The following is a 16,458-nucleotide window of genomic DNA, read 5'->3' as shown; positions in this document are numbered from 1 at the left end:
ACGCCTGGTGCCACTTGGGACTCGGGTCTGCATAGTTGCGCCGACGCCGCGGCATCGCAACTGCTGAGGGCGTGCGGCCGTGCGGTTGCGCCTCGTGCGCAGCGGTGATGTCAGCGCCGCGGCGCGAAGCGCGCACTGGCGCACTCACGCGGAAGCCTCAACCGGCAGGCCGAAGCCCTCGACGTTCGTGACGTCCGTCGAATGCCAGTACCCGCCCGTGCCCGACCACCGAACGGTCGGCTGACGCACACACGTCGCCTCCGGTCCTGACACGTCTACCCAGCCCGCGTCGACCGACCTTAGCGTCACGGTTTGGCGTCGGGTTAGCGCGACCGGCTCCTTCTTTTGCCCGCCGGTCGCTCGCACGACGGATCCACGGCTCACCGTGACCTTGGAACCGGCCTTCGGGATATCCCCGTAAGGGCCGACGTGACTGAGCGACTCATGGCCATTTGCCCGCATCCAGGCTGCGCACGCAGCGGTTCGCTCCATCCGAGCTCGTGCAAGGTTGCGTCCACCGTGGATCGTGCCGGGTGGGTTCGCGATCAGCAACTGCTCGTAGCTGGCTTTGGCCTGTTTGCTCAACGCGTCGAAGAGTGCTGGGGTGTAGGGAGGGAGCCGCCCCGCGATGGCGGCGGCTCCCTCGGGGTTGTGGTCGCCGAGAAGCAACCAACGCGCTGGTGCGTCGCCGGCGGGGTCAGAGTTCCAGTACCAGCAGATCTCGCCGCCATCGGTCGTGTCGGCATTGCGCTGCACCCAAACCGATGCAACGTCGTCCGGGTCGTCGAGCTTGATCCGCAGCGCGATGTGAGCGAAGCCGGTGCTCTCGTGATCGATCCGGCCGGTCCGGCCGTCCAGGTTGCGCATCAAGATGCCGCACCAGCTGGTCATGGCCGTGCCCCCGAAGCTCGATGATCAAATGTGTTCATCCCCCGAGCGTACGAGGCGAAGGTCAAACTTCAAAATTGGGCGGCACCTGAGACGCTTTCCGGCGCCATGCGTTCGACACTGCCAACGGGTAGCGCCTCAACAGTTTCAACAGAAGCTGCAAGCTGCGCCATCGCGATTCTCTGGTTCAGCATTTCCACCGCCAGCACACGCAACTGCATAAGTGACTGCTCGAACGAGGCAGACATCACGTGTAGCAGTGCTTCGCCATCGGCGGTCGTGCTGGCAGCAGGCAGCGCCTCAGATTCCAGTAGCCCGTCGACCTCATACAGGGCTTTGTTCGCAAGCCGCAGGATCATGGTCACACAAGCCAAGGCCCCTCGTGTCGAATGTGTCAGGACAGCGAGTTGCCTGTCATGGCTGATCTCATAGCCGTCGCGGCGATAGTCGAGTGTCTGGTTGATCCTCAGCTCACGTTTCTCAGCGTTCTGACGCTCCAGATCTCCGAGCTCTCTTTCAACGTAGGACAGAGTGAGGCCAATCTTCCAGACATTTTTGGCATGCACCTCGAGAGTCTTACGGCGCTGTGCCACAGTCTCAGCCAAGCCACGGTTATCAACGGCATCTCCCTTGGCCCCAGCCGAAGTCTCTTCCGCCGCTGCTTCGAGCTGCGCAACGAACGTGGTGGCCTCGAGCAACCCAGAAACGAGCTCATACAGCTCATCAAGAGTACGTTCGACGCCAGCAGTGGATTGGGGGTCGCTGGAAGTGAGGGGATGTCGCCCCAGATCCACTGCGATCGACCGCACGGCGTCCTCCACGCGTGCCAAGGATGCAACGGCGTGCGCAACATCAACCGTCGCTACCCGGCGATCTAGAGGATTGCTCTCGTCGTACAGAAGCGAAGCAGCGAATACCGCCGCGGCGTCCAGGTGCTTCTGCTCCTCCAGCTCCGCCTTAAGGCGAGCGGAAGCCTCTTCCAAGGATCGAATCTGCGCTAGTAGTTCTGCCTGGGTAGCCATAATCCCCTTCCGCGTAGAGCTCGGGTGATCCGGAGCAACAGGGTACTTTAGCGCTAATGTGGGCAAATCTAGCCCAGGGGATTCGAAGCCGATGCACTCACCCAATCGCCTCACCAAGTTCGATGTCGCTGAGCGACAGCTCCACCAAGCAATCCAGATCTTCTTCGGTGGTGGCGACCTCGTCTCTGTGCTCACCTTGTCCGAGGCTGCTACCGAGGTGTTGTTCGCCCTGAGCCAGAGGTCGGGCCTCAAGAGCGTCATGGTCGACAACGCGCTGGTGCGGGTTACGTACAAGACGCGCTGGCTTGACACCATTAACAAGGCCCGGAATTTCTTGAAGCATGCGGACAAGGACCCCTACGGCGAACTGGATCTGCGCGAGGAGCTGATCCACTTCTCGTTGCTGGATGCGATCGCGCTGTATCACCCCTTCAAGCACGGCGCATCGCCGGAGACTTTCATTTACTTCCAATGGTTTGCCATTCGGTATCCGGAGCTGATCGTGCCGGATGAGCGCTGGTCACCTGGGCTCGAACAGCTGCAGATGCTCGCGCCACAACGCGAGCCTGGCCGCCTCAGTGAATGCGCGCAGCTGATAGCGCAGCTGCGTTCCGGCGCGATTAGGTTGCCTAGCCTCGTATTGGAGCCCGGGCGGCCCAAGGGTCGGCTCTCACCGTAACTACGATGGCCACAGGGCCGGCCGAGTGGCGCCGTTCGGGCAAACAGCGACGGCGGGACTGTATGAGGTGTGAGCACCGAACATCTCGTCGACCAATGTTGACGATTCGCGATTCGACGCGGCTTGCTGGGCGAAAAAAGGATTTGCGGGACCCGTGAAAGCCTTCCCGCACGTTCACCTCCGATATCCTGGTGAGTCTCTACTCCGCCAAGCCGCTCCCATGTCGAAACACACCTGCCACTGGCCAGGCTGCACCAGCGATGTCCCGCCTAAGCGGTGGGGCTGTCAGGGGCACTGGTATGCGTTGCCGGCGGAGTTGCGCGCGCGCATCTGGGCGGCCTACGTGCCTGGGCAAGAGATCACAAAGACGCCGAGCAGAGAGTATTTGGCCGTCGCGCGTGAGGCGGAGCATTACGCGCTCGCGTGGGCCTCTTCCGCAGCTGAGACCCCGGGCGCACCTGCGCAGGCCTGTCTTTTCTGACGCGACGATCAAGTCACAGCGTCCACTCGACCTGTTCCGAAGGCCTGGCGTGGTATCAGGGACGCCAGCGCTTCGCGACGATCGCCCCGCCATCATTCCGAAGCATGGCCCCGACGGATGAAGTTGGGCTTGTCGTGTCTCCCTGGATGACTGTCCTCACAAAAGCTTCAAGCACGTGTGGCTCCATGAACTTCCCGGTCGGTACACCGGGAAACATGCCTTCAGTAACCCACACCGGGCGGAGCGTTACGCGCTGCGATGCTTTGTACGCGAGATACACCCAGTGCCCAGCAATCTCAGGCGCACCCGCCTTGAGGTTGCGCTCCACCGCTGCGGCGAAGGTTTTCGTCTCCGTCATCGCGGCAAATGAAAGCGAAATGGCGGCCTGTGTGTCCGCGGCCGATGAGGCAGGTCCACTCTCTCCACAATGAGTAATGACGAGGCCAGCTGCTTCGGAGACTCCCCGGAACCCCTCCTCCAACTCGAAAACCGCCTTTGTCCTCTCGCGACCCATCGAACGGGCTTGGCTTGCACTCATGGCGCCCAGTCCACCTGCTGCGAACCATCCCGTAGCGACGTCGACCACGTAGAAATATGTGTCGAACGCACGTAGAGCGCCGGCATCCGCGCGGTCGCTCAGGATATGAATGTCCCATCCGGGGTTGATGACACCGGCGAGGGCAGCTAGAAATTTCTGTTCATTGTTCATGTTGCGTTCGCAGCGGATTGGGAATGGGAGGAAATTAGGGAATCGCTTAAAAAATGCACCGCGCATCAAATGCCGACACCGAATTCTGTCTGATGCTCCCTTAGAATTCGAAGGGCGGTCAAGCATTATCGATCGGACGGCAAATGTGGCCGTTGACGGATTTAGGTACGATAAACGGAGAGAACGCATGTTTGGGTTCAACAAGGGCTTGAAGTACATCAAGATTCGCGGCGTTCTCACGACCCAGGGCGAGGTCATTGGGCGCGATCGGGAACTGGTCGCACGGCAAGGCGTGACGGTGCGGGACAGTGATGGTGTCGAAGTTCATTTCGCACTCCTCTACACGCCAGCCCGATTGGCCGACAAAGTCCAGGTCGGCCAGGAGGCGACGCTCTACGTGCTGCGCTACCGCGTGGGTGATCGCCTGACAGGGGCAATCTATGCGGTGGAGACTCAGGGGGAAAAATCGTACTTTCCTCAGCTGGCCACGCAATGTGCGAAGGTCATGGGCAGGATCTCCAGCACCCGCATGCGACTGCTAAGAAGCCCTATGGCCTTCGGCGTCGGGGCCGGATTCTCGACGCTAGCACTCTTCGTAGCGACGGTAGCCGCTGCAAGCTTTCTGCCTTCAAGCACCCTGGCCAAGTTGATGCCCATGGTCGTCGTGGCCGCCTGGGTGTATTACCTGTTTTATCCCCTGGTGCAAAGTCGAGCTTTCACCGGCCAGTCCATCATGGAGGTCACGATGCGGGAGGACGGGTTTATTGGGCAAGACATCTCCGCTCAGGCCGCCAAATACTGACCTCGCAGAAGTCAGCCCCGACAAGAACGTTCTAGTCGTTGGCGCGCTGAATATCCACGGTATCGAGCGTCCGGAAGATCCTGAAGCTTTTCGTCTCGCCCGACTTGATCGTCGATTCGCGCTGCACCGAGAAGCCACCACTGCAAAGCGCAGATCCCGCTGCGTCAGAGCCCACCTTGAGCAGGACTTCGCCTGCAGGGACGAAGAATTCCGCCGTCTCGGCGGCGTCAAATCTCGCTGCGGGCTTGCCGTTGAGCGTCAGCTGGATGAAGCACAGCCCGCCGACGCTGCCGGAGTCGCGCGTTACGACCAGCCGGCCCAGGCCCGGCTGCGACTGCCCTTTCGGTCCAAGAATGCGATCCGCCGGCACCGGACGTGCATCCTTCGCGGCGATCGGGTGGGTGTGCGTGGCGCATGCAGCGAGCATTCCGGCAGCACACGTGATGGCCATGAGACGGCCAGCACGAGCAAGGCTATATGGGCGCAGAGAAGTGAGCACGTTTGCAGGGGGTTCGTTCAGAGGCGACCACTCTACCCTGTCGTAAAGCTATTCCGTGTGCGGCGGGGCGTGACGCGACTCTTCCGACCCCATGAATTCAGATGGCGGCGCGCTCCTCGCAAGCTGAGTCCAGTCTTTCAGGAGCTGATCCAATCCTGCCCGCTCTGGGCAATCAGGCTGCACGATCGGTCCATCGTCCATCACGCCGTTTGCCAGCGCGAGCTCGAATCCATCCATCATCCGGCGTGAGTCGCCGGCGTCCGTCTGCCATCCCCAGACGGCGACCTTGGTCGGGTCGCAACCGTGGACCAGCAGCTTGGCCACAAGCGCTTTGCTCCCCGCGGCGATCGCTTGGTGCAAAAACGTGCCCTTCCACGTCACGTACTCGGGTCCTTCCGAGACATCGCCCAAGTCCGTCATGGCGCTACGGCTCGTGCGTCGCTCGAGGACGATCGTGTCCAAATCGACGCCCGCCGCGTACAGCGCATCAACGATTGCAAGCGCCTGCCCTTCTGCAACCCTGGAGAGGCATGCAACCACACTGATGAACGCGCGCGTCTGGCTCATTACGTGGCCACCCTCGAACCAGTGGTACTTGACTGGCGCCGACAGGAGCTCGGTTGCCACAGGTTTGTCCAGCCAGCCCATCAGCAGAGGCTGCAGACGCTGGTCGAAGTCGCCATGTGCCTCCAGCCCCTTCGCTACCAGGCCTCGCATCGCACCTTCTGCGGACGCGCGGAACTCTGGCAGATCCTTGCCGTAGACCTCGGCAAGCATCTCCAGCCATCCACCGCGTCGGGACATGCTGCGCTGAAGCACTTCCTCAATGAGATTGAGTCGTCGGACGGCTGGGGCGAGCTCCGGACGCTCGGGCCGCGGATGGCGTTGCGCTGGGTCGGGCTGCTCCGGATGGATCTCGTCCTCCTCAGCACCCGCACTGTAGGCAGGCGGCGCCAGACGGCCGAACGGGCTCGAGTCGCGCCCTGTGCCTCGAACGCTCTGGAACGGGCGTAGTACGTGGCCGGTCACCTGAAAGTTGCAGCTGAGGATGGCTCGCATAAGGTTGCGAGCCTCAAGCTCGGCCGTACCTGGCGTGTGCTGGGCGCGCGTTCCAACGTCAAGGACCCGCAGGACAAGGGGAGAGATCAACTCATCAGTGCGCTCGAGGCACGGCACTGACAGGTCCAGGAGCGCATGCGCGCGCGCTGGATCGATAACCTCTTCAGCTGAAAGCAGCGCCAGGCTCTCTTCAGCCATCTCGCGTGTTGCACGCATGAGGAGCAGCCACTGACCGGCGAACTTCTTTTCAGCCGCGCTGCCTCTGACCAGCCATGCGACCGGTGCATGAGCCACCTGCCGCTGAATGTCCCCCTCCAACGGAGATCGGAGGTTGAGGATGGCACTGCAAACTGCCTTGAGGCTGGCCGTGTCTGAAGCTGCTACGAGCTTCTCGACCTCGGCAAACAGGTTCGGCGTGTCTTTGGCTATTGCCGCGGCGGCACGCTCATTGATGGAGGTGTTCACGAAGGCCTCTTGACGCGCAACCGCCTGAGTTCGCTATTAGCTGCGCGGACCAGCGCCAGCGCCATGACGCTGTGCGCGCCACCGCCAGAGGTCCGAACGAAGCTGCACTGGTGCACTGGTGACGAGAAGCTGTCAGTAGTGCTGAACCTGCAGGAGGGCGAACGTTGAGTCATGAGCGCGAATTCGGGAGAGTTCTTAGTAGGTCTGCTGCAATCAGCGGCCGCTGCCGAGCGTAGTGTCTGCGAAGTGGGGAGCGCTTTTGTCGCCGTTCGGACCAATTTTTTTAGTTCTCGTCGACTAACTTCTGAGAGTTACGCAGCCGAATAACGGGCCGGCACCGGCTTGGGTTGACCGAACATTACGTGGAGTGATGGTCGTCGGATCACACCCACGCAAAAATGGAGTCGTTTCCGGGTCTACTTCGCGAAACCTAAGGCTTGGCGCGGCCTCCGACAGCATTGCCGACTGCAAACCTGCCAAGCCCAAGTGCGGAATCGGTGCATCATCAATAGAAATTCACGCTGTTCGGTCAGCCAGTGGTCAGGTTAGAGGTCAAATTCTGTCGCAAAAGCAACAGGGTCGGTAGATGGCGGAACGGTAAAACGCCCAATAGCAGAGTCTGTAAAAGATTGACAGGCTGTTCGGTGGTCGGATGCCAAAACGTCGAGTCCGAAAGCCGGTAAAGGCAATGGCAGTATTCCCGTTCGTCCGCGGCGGCCGCGGCGTGCGAGAGCGATCAGAAAAGGCCGCCCTGGATGGGGAAAGCGGCATCGAGGCACCTACATCAGTGTTTGGCCGCTGGCCCACCCAGGAAGTGGCGAGTGTGCGAGCCTGGCGAGATGACAGTGGCGCCTGAAGTTGATTCCGAACTGGCTCGCAAGGGCTGCCTGAACACCCAGGGGCAGCACACCCATCTGGTCTGGAGCTGTGACGGTGCCTGCAAGCATGACGCCGAGATCAGCTGATCGCATGTTCAAGCGCTGGCAGGCCTTGTTGAACCGAATCATCACCTCCTCGAAATCGCCTTCGATTACGAAGATCAGCAGCGAGGGCGGTGGCGCCTGAGTACGATCGACGTGAAAGTGCAGCGGGCGCCAAGCTGAGCGCACGTCGATGGGATTGCCTAGCAGGTCAGACAGACCGAGGAGGCAAGTGCCGAAATCAAGGCATTCCGCCGTCTGAGGTGCCGGCCCTTGCATCCGAAGTTGAACCGTCACCTGGTCAACTGTATCGTTCGCGAAGCGCACCGCTGCCGCACCACCTCCGAGCAGTTCCTCGTGCACTAACTCGGTCAGCGCACCGTAATCAATCTGGTTGTGGTCGACGAAAGGCGGCGCCGCGCCGTTGGAGACGGTCGCATCGATCTCCAGCGTGACCCACAACCCTGCAACCAAGCGAAACGTACTCATCACATTCCTCCAGCGCCGGATTGTGGATGAAGGAAACGTTCAATACGCGGGGGCGAAGATGGTATTTGTTTTCCATCGCGGCGGCTATGAGGTGCAGCCTCCTCGTCTGGGGCGCTTGCCTATCAACGCCGCTAAGAACCGAGGGCCTTTTCCCAGGGTTTACTGGCGCGTGCCGCCACTGAGCCCTTTGTCCATGCGCATTTCGTCGGGCCGAGGGGTCGGCGGGACCAGGATCTTTCGGTCGACGGTCCGATTGACTCCTCCGCACTCCGGCAAACTTGAAGCTCGCGACCCTTTGCATTTCTCGGTGATGTCTTGCTTTGGCAATGTAGCCGACATAGCCGGGCTCGGAGCGGCGCACTTCGCAGTCTGACACTCCGCCGGCTTGTTGCCACCGGGTGCGAGGCAGACCTCACAGAGGTTCGACGTCTGGGCGCCGACCGATGCGACTACGACACCGCCAAGCCAGGCTGCGGTGAGCACCTTTAGAGGGAAGCGCGTCATGAGCCGTCCTTTCGAAGTTCGGACCAACAGCGTAGCTCGCGAAAGCGCAAACAGGTGTTTCTTGTAGACGCTGATTCGGCGCCCAAAAGGGCCGAGTCCTGCCGCTGCAACCCATTTCTCATGAACGTGCGCACTGAAAATAGTTGCATGTCGCCATTTGTCCTATTTCCTTTCGCCATGGCCGCCGGCATGGGGATTGGCGCTCTTTTCTTCGGGCCCGCTGGATTGTCCGTCGGCGGCTTGGCCGTGTTTGTGGTGCACTGGGTCGCCTGGGAGTGGTCTGATGACACACCGAGCACGCCGATCATCGTCATCGAATTCGCTCGAGCACCGTCGTCCGAGGACTTGGAGCACTTCGCGAGTCTATTGCCAAGATCCCGGCCGCTTCGCAGGTGGCAGGAGGTGCTAGAGGCGCAGGTGCGCCCCATCGCCGAGGCGTTCCCGGACGGCCCGAGCGCTCGAGGCTGGTCGATCGACCGCTCGGGGCGCCTCTATCACGAGGCCGCCGAGCCCCGCGACGTGAACAGCATCCTACGCACCAAGTGGCGTCGGAACCTGGATGTGACGACGCTGGCCGCGATCACTTACGCGCCGCGGGCGAGTAAGCAAAGCAGTCGCACCGAGATGCACACGCACGACCTTCACGAGGCCTTGCGGCGCAACCCTGCCGTCCTGCGTTGCTGGCATGGGTCCGATCGGATGTACGTCGCCTCACCTGGGTTCAACGAGGCCTATTCCGGCGAGGCAGTCCTCGCCGGCGCCTCTGCATCGCGGGCCGTGTGAGCGTGTTGCTCGCCCAGTCCCAGGACACATCCAATTGAGGTGGCGCTTGAACCGAAAAAAGCACAACGTTCGCCGTGGCTCTGGCACCCCGGCGTCAACCTCCCGCGCATCTACCCAAGTGGTAACGTTCGCAGTGGCGGCACTGGCCTGCGCTGGTGCTGGTGCTGGTTTTCTGTTCGTCGGCGTCTTTGGAGCGGTCTGCGGCGCGCTCATCACTGTCGCCGCGGCCTACGTCTCCTGCGGCGACGACGACTGATGCTCTAGCTTGCGTCGGGCAGGACACCCACCCAACCGACAGGACGCAGATGGACTGGTTCGAGCGACTCACTGGATTCCCAGAGGCTACTTACAGCGATACCCAGGCACGCCTAGCCGTGGTGGACGGCCGGCTGCTTTGCCCCGGCGGAAGAGAGTTCGGCGTCGGATCCTTCGCCATGCCCTCGTTGGCCGAACTGCGCGGCGAGGTGGCTGGGCTGCCCACAAAGCGGGGCGGCATCCGCGTGGCGGTGCTTGAGGGCGACGTCCGCCGCTTGCACCAAATGCCGGACTTTGCCGGCGCGCTCTTTCAGGTAGCCTCGCAGTTCAACATGCTCGAGATGATCGGGCCGGGCATCACGCCGGAAGCCGGGGTTGGGTGCTATGAGCGTGACCCGACACAGGGCCCTGCATGCGCGATCGCCGCCGGCGCGGCAACGGTCTTCCGCAACTATTTTGTACCGATGTCCGGCGGGATTGGCCAGACGGCGACCCGTCAGTTGGACGGCTTGGCAGATCTCGGCGCAGCTCTCGCCGACGATCTGAATGTCTCCCTCGATGTGCTCTGGCATATGCGCAACGGCTACGCGCTTTGCACACCCTCTGGCCTTGACCAGATTGACCAGCATCTCAGGGCACTGGACGCGGAGGCAGCCGACGCACTGCGCGGTCGACTTCGGATTGGAGTGCATCGGGACGTCGAGGTGACCGATTCGCCTTCTTGGCCAGGCCAACGCGTTTCGCAAGCGTTTTGCAGCGCGCTTCCTGTGGCGTACAGCGAGCTTTCGGCGGAACGATGGGCGAACTTTGCCAGGCTGGTGCTGGAGGCCTCCTACGAAGCCACGCTGCTAGTCGCCGCCCTCGCGGCACGCCAAGGTGGCTCGAACATGGTCCTTCTGACTCAGCTCGGTGGTGGCGCCTTCGGCAACGACAGCGATTGGATCATGGCAGCCATGGAGCGCGCGCTACAGGTGGCCGAAGCGTATGGCTGCAGTCTCGACGTTCGCCTTGTGACCTACTCGGGCGCCTCACCCGCACTGCGTCGCATCGCGGCCGGAAGCTGGCGCCGCGGGGCTTAGCTAAGCCTGCACACCTTCAACCGCTGCGGACCCCGTCGACGCGGGGTCCTTCGAGCGATTGATCGCTGCTTCGAATCTGCGGTAACGCGTTTGCACCTGCTGATATGCGGCATCGCTCTCGTACGGGGTTCCGGCGTATTTGCTTGCCAGGTCGAGGTACTCGCGGCGAACCTGGGGCATCGCCTCAAGCGCCAACGCTTGAAGTTCTGCCACCAGCACGCCCGCATCGCGCAAGCCTTGCACGGCACGCGTCAGCAAGGCAACGTCCAAATCGTCCAGCCGTTTATCACCAGTCAGGATCGCGCCGAGCAATTGTTCGAGGCAATCCGCAGTTGCTGCGCGGGACATGACGGAAGTGGGAGCCGCAGTCACGGCAAAGTCGGGAGCCAAAATCATGGGGGGTTTCCTTGGAAGAGCAACGGTGGCTGTCTGGTCGAGAGGGTTCGGTAGTCAGCGCCCCGGGCGGACAGCCGCTCGCTTGGCTGGTGCGCCTGGGTCGGCCATCGCAGCTACACCTGCGGCCGCCAATGCACGACGTCCGATGTCAATCAGCTGCTGGGTCAGCGCGTGCGCATCGTCCGCCGCGATGATCTGTTGCAGGGCCACTTGCACGCTCACGTGCTGCCCGGGATGCTGAATCCCTGGCTGGAGCCTGAACGTCGTGCCCTCGAGGCCGGTTTCATCGGCGAACGACTGCGCCCGCACTGGGTTTTGTGTCCACAGCCTGATGTTCTGGCCGTTCGCCGACCAGAAGACGTAGAACTCAGTTGCCGCCGGAGCAGCATGATTTTCCGGGGCCGCCGCGAACGCCGTCGCAGGGAAAACCTCGGCAGGGGCATCCGGCCAGTGTTTGCGGATGCCATCCCAGTCGCTTCGTTGCCAGCTTCGCAAGAACGCAAGGCCCTCACCGCCGCAGCTTGTGGCGAATGAGATGGCGGCCGCAGGGGCGCGCGGCGCAGGCACCGGGCCCTTGGAAGAATCGATGCCGACGAACGAACGTGCGGCCAGCACCACCGCGTCCCGGCGTGCAATGGCGATCTCACGGTCTTCGTTGCTGGCGATCGTTCTGCCGCTTCGGTTGGGGAAACCCTCATGCAATGCGAGCAGTTCCGTCACAAGCGCGCGAGCAGCGTCCACGAAATCGGGGCTGTGGGCGCGGAGGTCATGCAGCCGCTGGTTGTATCCAACCATCCACGCCTGAGCTTCGTCGGCGCTGTAACCCTCCGGCGCACGCTCGAGAGCAGCATCATGCGGGAGGGCGCTGGCCGAGTTGACGGCCAAGGTGGCAAGGTTGCGGGCGGTGGGCGTAGAGACGGAGGTCATTGCATGTTCCTGGGATCTAGGTAAGTGGGCCGAGGAGCCCTACTGGTGAGATGCAGCTTCGGTTGCGAAGGCGACGCGAAGTGCAGGGCCAGGGATCGCGGCAAGACCGCTCACCCGATTGCCGGCCACTGGGCGAAGGGGATCAGGCGGCAGAGCCTGAAATCGGTCCGGTTATGGGTCCGCTGACGAACAGCGCGCGAACGGTATGGCCAGGTCGGTTCGCCGCCGCCTTTGCGGCCGCGTCGTACTCGCTCGCGGCGATGTAGACCTGGTTTCGACCGGCATCCGCGTCGACCATCTGCTCGCCGTCGTGAGCCGCGTAACCCACCAGCTCGCCCGACAGATGCGCCGCGGCGAAGACGGGGCGAACCACCCCGCCATTGGATTCCTGAGCCTTCGCATCCACCCAGCCTCGCAGCAAAGGAACCCAGTCGTCGCCCTTCTTGAGCTGCCAGCCAGCAGGATGACCCACGGGGACGGCTGCCAATGCAGCGGTCAGGTCCCGAATCACTTCCACCGCGCGCTGCTCGCTCTCACGTCGCGCGTTGCCGCTTCGCGCCGCACCGGCGGTCTCGCTGGCAGCTTTGATCCCCTCTCCCACGTCGCTCACGCGCTGCAATTGCTCAGCGACCGCCCCAGCCCGTTGGATCAAGCCCGTCAGAGCTGGTCGCGCCGTGGTGGCTACCCCCGCTGTGACTGCATCCACCGGCGCCGACGTGGCAGCGAGCGTATGCGCGCTTCGAACCCACTCCAGAGCCGCACGTTCGACCATGGATTCGGCCATTTTCAGATGCTGCTCACCGCCGATCGGTTTGACCAAAGCAGCGAAGTCTCGGAATCGGCCGTTCCCGATCACCCCCGTCTCATCCCAGTTGAGCACGTCGACAGTCAACTCGACGAGGTGCTCCCTGACGTAAGCCTTGGCGCGGTCACGGAGTGCAGAAAGGTCATCAGCAGTCATGGGAAGATCATTCGTTGTGAAGTCGAAGGCGTGGGTCGATTTTCTCGAGAGACATGCGAAACGCAAAATCGGCGTGATTCAGGCTCTCGTTGTGGTTGCGGGGTGCGCTATCGCCTCGTGGTGCGGAGTGGTTGGCACGCCATCGTGGCGCACACCATCAAGCTCGCGACCCGCTGCGTTGACGCCTACCCTGTACATCGGCTCCTGCCTGAAGTGAATTGCCTCGCTTGGCAGGCGTGACTCAGTCCAGCCACCGTCGTGCCATGTTGCGCAGAGGAACTTGCTTTGCGCAGGATCGCGGTCGATCAAACTGAGCTCCTGGGTGAATTCGGACCCAGGCAGCCATTCCCCCCATTGCTTGAACATGAACGGCACGCCGGCCGTGGCGCACTGGTCCCGAAGATCGCGCGCCCAAGCGGGATGCATAGGCCGGGCCCCAGGGCCGCTCTCACCACCGACGATCACCCAGTCCAGTCCCTTCACCGGCGCCTGCGACATGGACGCCTCAGAGCTGCAACGGCCAGGATGCGCGAGCGCGCGGCAAAGGTCGACCGGGCCCAACAGTGGCTCCATGCTGACGAAATTGGCGCAGGGGAGCGCCAGAAGCTTCGGCAGATCTCGGTCCGCCTCCCCCTGGTTCACGATCGTGGCTCCGATCCGCACATGTGCAGGCCAGCCGCCCGGCCTGGTCCAGGCGTCGGGAACCATGCCGACGACGTTTCCGACCCGCTTGGTGAGCACCAGCAGATCCAGGTGCGTGCACGCCGCCATCTCCGCGAAGAGGTCGTTGCGCCAGGACGGATCGACCGCGTTGTCGAAGACGTCAGACAGGGAGGAGCAGAACACTCGCTGCCGGCGGCCATGTTCGGCTAAGAATGCCTCGTGCTGACGGTCCCATTTGCGAAGCTGGTTTCGGTTGTGCTGGCTGGTCAGCCGACGCGGTGCCCCCGGTCCCCAGTTGATGGCGGTGCCGCTACCGAAGCGAGCGTTTCTGCGCTCGGCATAACAGTGGTCGCATCCAGGGCCGACCTTCTGGCAGCCCTCCCATGCGTTGTGCGTCGAGTCCGTCCACTCGATGTTGCTGGCGGCGCTCATGGAGCAGGTACCGTCTTAAGAGGCGAACCGGCAGGCCGGTCGGGTCGGCCGGGGCCACCGTCGGCCAGCACCAGCGGCTGCTGCGCATACACCGGCTCGTCATGCACCGCGGTGCAGACGCGTGAGATCGCAAGACCATCGACCTCGCCGCTCAGCATTCGACGTACGCCGGCGGACGATGTGAAGCCCAAGAGTTGGGCGGTGTCGGCCATCTCACCGCTACCCATTACACCCAACGCGCGCAGCTCGAAACGGTCCGAGCGGCAGCGGGAAAATGGCACCTCGTTCACACGAATGCCCTGCCAAGCCGCGTGTGCGCCGCGCAGCCTTTCCCGAACCTGCCAACCGGCTGGCGGCTCACAGCTGGCGTCCGCGGGCTTGGGACTGGGGTCCTGGGCGTACGAGAGGCACACCCACCCGTCGACTAGGCCGTAACCGGACAGCACGTGCGAGACAGTCTTCGTCAGCGTACGGCCAGTGAAATCCAGCGGCGAGCCGGCCCGCATCTCGGTACTGGTCCAGCGCGGCTCGCGCAACTGAAGGACGTCACCAACACGGAAGTCCCGGTCGTTGAAGCGGATCTCGAAGGTCTTCGCGCCCGAGCGTGCCGCCTCGAAAACCTCCGGATCCGTTTTGAGGATGTGCTCCGTCATTGGGCGGCCCAATCAGTATCGAGGGCGGGGTACAGCGCAAGCGTCCTGTCGCCGCTGGGCTTGTCGTGCAGCTGGATCGACGCGTACTTCCCGCTCTGCATGGACGCCAGGTGCGCCGGAGCCACATAGCCCGCGAGCGCCGGCGCCGTGGCGTGCGGCCGCCGCGCCGTGAGGGCGTGCGATGCGTAGTCGATGTCGTCGAAGATGATTGATGGGTCGATCGCCTTCCACGCTACCTTCGCGGCGGCGCCGTAGCGCTTTCCATCGTCGCCGGCACGCCAGTCCATCGCGATGATTGCCCGCAGCGCGTCCTCGAAATGTTGCGCGGATGGAACCTGGCGCGCTGGTGGCGCAACATTCGCGGCGCTGTGCTCAACTTGAAGCTCTGGCATGGGCATGACGGGTAATGGGTTGACGCGCTGCACATAATTGCGCAGCGATGCCCCATTTTCCGTCCCATGCGCCCATTTACAAAATCGGCCGCAGTTATGTCTGGCGGTACATCCGATTACGACGCAGACGCCAGCCCGGCCTGGCCGGGCCGAGCAAGATCACCGTGCCCCGGTCCACTTCCCCGCCTCGTCGTAGTAGGGACACCCCTTCTGGCCCGCTCCTTGGTGCACGAGGTCGAAAAGCGGTCTGAGCGCCGAAGGGAGATCCGCCTCGCCCTCGATCAGAAGATCGGGAGCGAGCATGGTCGCGCGGCGAAACGGATAGTGATTGTGAAATCCGTGGCCATCGCTCAACGACAGCGACAGGTCGTCGGCACGCACCAGCGAGAGCAGCACGATCAGATCCTGGGCCATCTGCCAATGACGCAACTCTGCACGCGCGCGCTGCAGGAACTGAACGAACCATTGCTCGAAGAGCGGGCTCGGCAATGCCGGCACCGTGCCCTCACCAAGGCGCCGTTGCACCCAGACGGCCTCCCACGACCCGTCACGGAAGAGCTGGGTGTACATGTGCTCGCCGCTGCCGTGGGTGCCGCAAACGCCTTCGAAGTTAAATATCACATTGGAGGCACTTTTCCCGCCTGCCAATGTCGGTAGCTCGCGCCCGCCGTGGCCATAGGGGACCACGTCGATGGGGTCGTTGGTTCCTAACGCTTGCACCGGGAAGACATGCAGCACCAGCAGCGGGCCGGCCGCGATCGGGACAGGTGCCTGCCCTGTCAGGAGCAAGCCCAGCCGGTCCGACCGAAAGTCACGAAGCCGCTGGGCCTGCGCTTCGGTGCGCAAGAAGAAGCCGCGGATCTCTGGGACGTCAATCGGGCGCTTCTTCAGCCCTTCCCGGATGTAGAAGTCCAGCTTGAGCCGGGTTCGATGAGGCCTAGCCACGCTCTGAGGGACGCGCACGATGATCGCAATGCCCGTCTCATCCCCTTGCTCGATCGCTACCGCGAGCACCTGCACGCCGGGCACGCGGGGTTCGAGTCCACTCGAAATGATGTCCTGCATCCGACGGATGTCGGCGTCGACGTTCGAGCCAGGCTGCGGGCACAACGCGGCCGCGACACCGTCCTGCTCGTCGATGCCAAAGATGATGTCGCCACCGCCGGAGTTCGCAAATGCGCAAACGTCGGCGGCGAGCTCTTGCTTCGGACCGTCGCCCCACGCCTTTGGCACATCACGCTTGAAGTCAAGATGCTGACCCTCTGACGTGCGGTCGGTGATGAGGCGCTCCAGATCGGCCTGGGCGACGGTGAGCAGGTTGGTTGGCAGCATGGTGCCGCCATTCTCACTTCTGGCGCACGACGCCCCCTCACAGTTGCATTCGATACCGCGAGCGGCCA

17 protein-coding genes are annotated in these 16,458 nt (G+C 62.8%); 4 read left to right on the top strand and 13 right to left on the bottom strand.

Annotation, left to right across the window (positions count from 1 at the left end; translation table 11 throughout):
- Nucleotides 1–144: 144 nt before the first annotated feature.
- A complete protein-coding gene (locus ACSFA0_RS22725; protein ID WP_435452542.1) occupies nucleotides 145–891 on the bottom strand; it encodes a hypothetical protein in 747 nt (248 codons plus the stop codon).
- Between the two features lie 68 nt (nucleotides 892–959).
- On the bottom strand, nucleotides 960–1,910 hold the full coding sequence (locus ACSFA0_RS22720; protein WP_435452541.1) for a hypothetical protein: 951 nt from the start codon (nucleotides 1,908–1,910) through the stop codon (nucleotides 960–962).
- Nucleotides 1,911–2,001: 91 nt separating this feature from the next.
- On the opposite strand from ACSFA0_RS22720, the gene ACSFA0_RS22715 reads away from it, so the two are divergent.
- On the top strand, nucleotides 2,002–2,589 hold the full coding sequence (locus ACSFA0_RS22715; RefSeq protein WP_435452540.1) for a hypothetical protein: 588 nt from the start codon (nucleotides 2,002–2,004) through the stop codon (nucleotides 2,587–2,589).
- Nucleotides 2,590–3,125: 536 nt separating this feature from the next.
- Here ACSFA0_RS22715 and ACSFA0_RS22710 read toward each other — a convergent pair.
- On the bottom strand, nucleotides 3,126–3,779 hold the full coding sequence (locus ACSFA0_RS22710; protein WP_435452539.1) for a hypothetical protein: 654 nt from the start codon (nucleotides 3,777–3,779) through the stop codon (nucleotides 3,126–3,128).
- Between the two features lie 187 nt (nucleotides 3,780–3,966).
- On the opposite strand from ACSFA0_RS22710, the gene ACSFA0_RS22705 reads away from it, so the two are divergent.
- Nucleotides 3,967–4,581, top strand: a complete 615-nt coding sequence (locus tag ACSFA0_RS22705) for a hypothetical protein (RefSeq protein ID WP_435452538.1) — start codon at nucleotides 3,967–3,969, stop codon at nucleotides 4,579–4,581.
- A 31-nt stretch (nucleotides 4,582–4,612) separates the two neighbouring features.
- On the opposite strand, the gene ACSFA0_RS22700 is transcribed toward ACSFA0_RS22705, so the two are convergent.
- The 3 genes from ACSFA0_RS22700 to ACSFA0_RS22690 all read right to left on the bottom strand — a co-directional run bounded on the left by ACSFA0_RS22700 (nucleotide 4,613) and on the right by ACSFA0_RS22690 (nucleotide 8,013).
- Nucleotides 4,613–5,032: a hypothetical protein gene (locus ACSFA0_RS22700; RefSeq protein WP_435452537.1), complete on the bottom strand. Its 420-nt coding sequence runs from the start codon at nucleotides 5,030–5,032 to the stop codon at nucleotides 4,613–4,615.
- A 96-nt stretch (nucleotides 5,033–5,128) separates the two neighbouring features.
- On the bottom strand, nucleotides 5,129–6,604 hold the full coding sequence (locus ACSFA0_RS22695; RefSeq protein ID WP_435452536.1) for a hypothetical protein: 1,476 nt from the start codon (nucleotides 6,602–6,604) through the stop codon (nucleotides 5,129–5,131).
- A gap of 779 nt (nucleotides 6,605–7,383) precedes the next feature.
- On the bottom strand, nucleotides 7,384–8,013 hold the full coding sequence (locus tag ACSFA0_RS22690) for a hypothetical protein (protein WP_435452535.1): 630 nt from the start codon (nucleotides 8,011–8,013) through the stop codon (nucleotides 7,384–7,386).
- Nucleotides 8,014–8,664: 651 nt separating this feature from the next.
- Here ACSFA0_RS22690 and ACSFA0_RS22685 point away from each other — a divergent pair.
- Nucleotides 8,665–9,300, top strand: a complete 636-nt coding sequence (locus ACSFA0_RS22685; protein WP_435452534.1) for a hypothetical protein — start codon at nucleotides 8,665–8,667, stop codon at nucleotides 9,298–9,300.
- 305 nt (nucleotides 9,301–9,605) lie between these two features.
- Nucleotides 9,606–10,634 (top strand): hypothetical protein, encoded by a 1,029-nt coding sequence (locus ACSFA0_RS22680; protein ID WP_435452533.1) that lies wholly within the window; start codon nucleotides 9,606–9,608, stop codon nucleotides 10,632–10,634.
- On the opposite strand, the gene ACSFA0_RS22675 is transcribed toward ACSFA0_RS22680, so the two are convergent.
- The 7 genes from ACSFA0_RS22675 to ACSFA0_RS22645 form a co-directional block, all read right to left on the bottom strand.
- Nucleotides 10,635–11,030: a hypothetical protein gene (locus ACSFA0_RS22675; protein WP_435452532.1), complete on the bottom strand. Its 396-nt coding sequence runs from the start codon at nucleotides 11,028–11,030 to the stop codon at nucleotides 10,635–10,637.
- A 54-nt stretch (nucleotides 11,031–11,084) separates the two neighbouring features.
- Entirely contained in the window at nucleotides 11,085–11,957 is an 873-nt protein-coding gene (locus ACSFA0_RS22670) for a hypothetical protein (protein ID WP_435452531.1), read from the bottom strand.
- Nucleotides 11,958–12,099: 142 nt separating this feature from the next.
- Nucleotides 12,100–12,918, bottom strand: coding sequence for a hypothetical protein (locus ACSFA0_RS22665; RefSeq protein WP_435452530.1), 819 nt, complete (start codon nucleotides 12,916–12,918; stop codon nucleotides 12,100–12,102).
- 78 nt (nucleotides 12,919–12,996) lie between these two features.
- A complete protein-coding gene (locus ACSFA0_RS22660) occupies nucleotides 12,997–14,013 on the bottom strand; it encodes a phage Gp37/Gp68 family protein (protein ID WP_435452529.1) in 1,017 nt (338 codons plus the stop codon).
- Nucleotides 14,010–14,666: a DUF3850 domain-containing protein gene (locus tag ACSFA0_RS22655; protein WP_435452528.1), complete on the bottom strand. Its 657-nt coding sequence runs from the start codon at nucleotides 14,664–14,666 to the stop codon at nucleotides 14,010–14,012. Before ACSFA0_RS22655 ends, ACSFA0_RS22660 begins: the two co-directional genes overlap by 4 nt.
- Complete coding sequence (locus ACSFA0_RS22650; protein WP_435452527.1) at nucleotides 14,663–15,064, bottom strand: hypothetical protein; 402 nt, start codon at nucleotides 15,062–15,064, stop codon at nucleotides 14,663–14,665. Before ACSFA0_RS22650 ends, ACSFA0_RS22655 begins: the two co-directional genes overlap by 4 nt.
- A 153-nt stretch (nucleotides 15,065–15,217) precedes the next feature.
- Nucleotides 15,218–16,390, bottom strand: coding sequence for an AlbA family DNA-binding domain-containing protein (locus ACSFA0_RS22645; protein WP_435452526.1), 1,173 nt, complete (start codon nucleotides 16,388–16,390; stop codon nucleotides 15,218–15,220).
- Between the last annotated feature and the right edge of the window lie 68 nt (nucleotides 16,391–16,458).

Origin of the sequence: Variovorax restrictus (assembly GCF_051216715.1) — a bacterium.
Taxonomy (GTDB): Bacteria; Pseudomonadota; Gammaproteobacteria; order Burkholderiales; family Burkholderiaceae_C; genus Variovorax.
The sequence above is the reverse complement of the archived record's forward strand: the minus strand, read 5'-3'. Positions and strand labels throughout refer to the sequence as shown.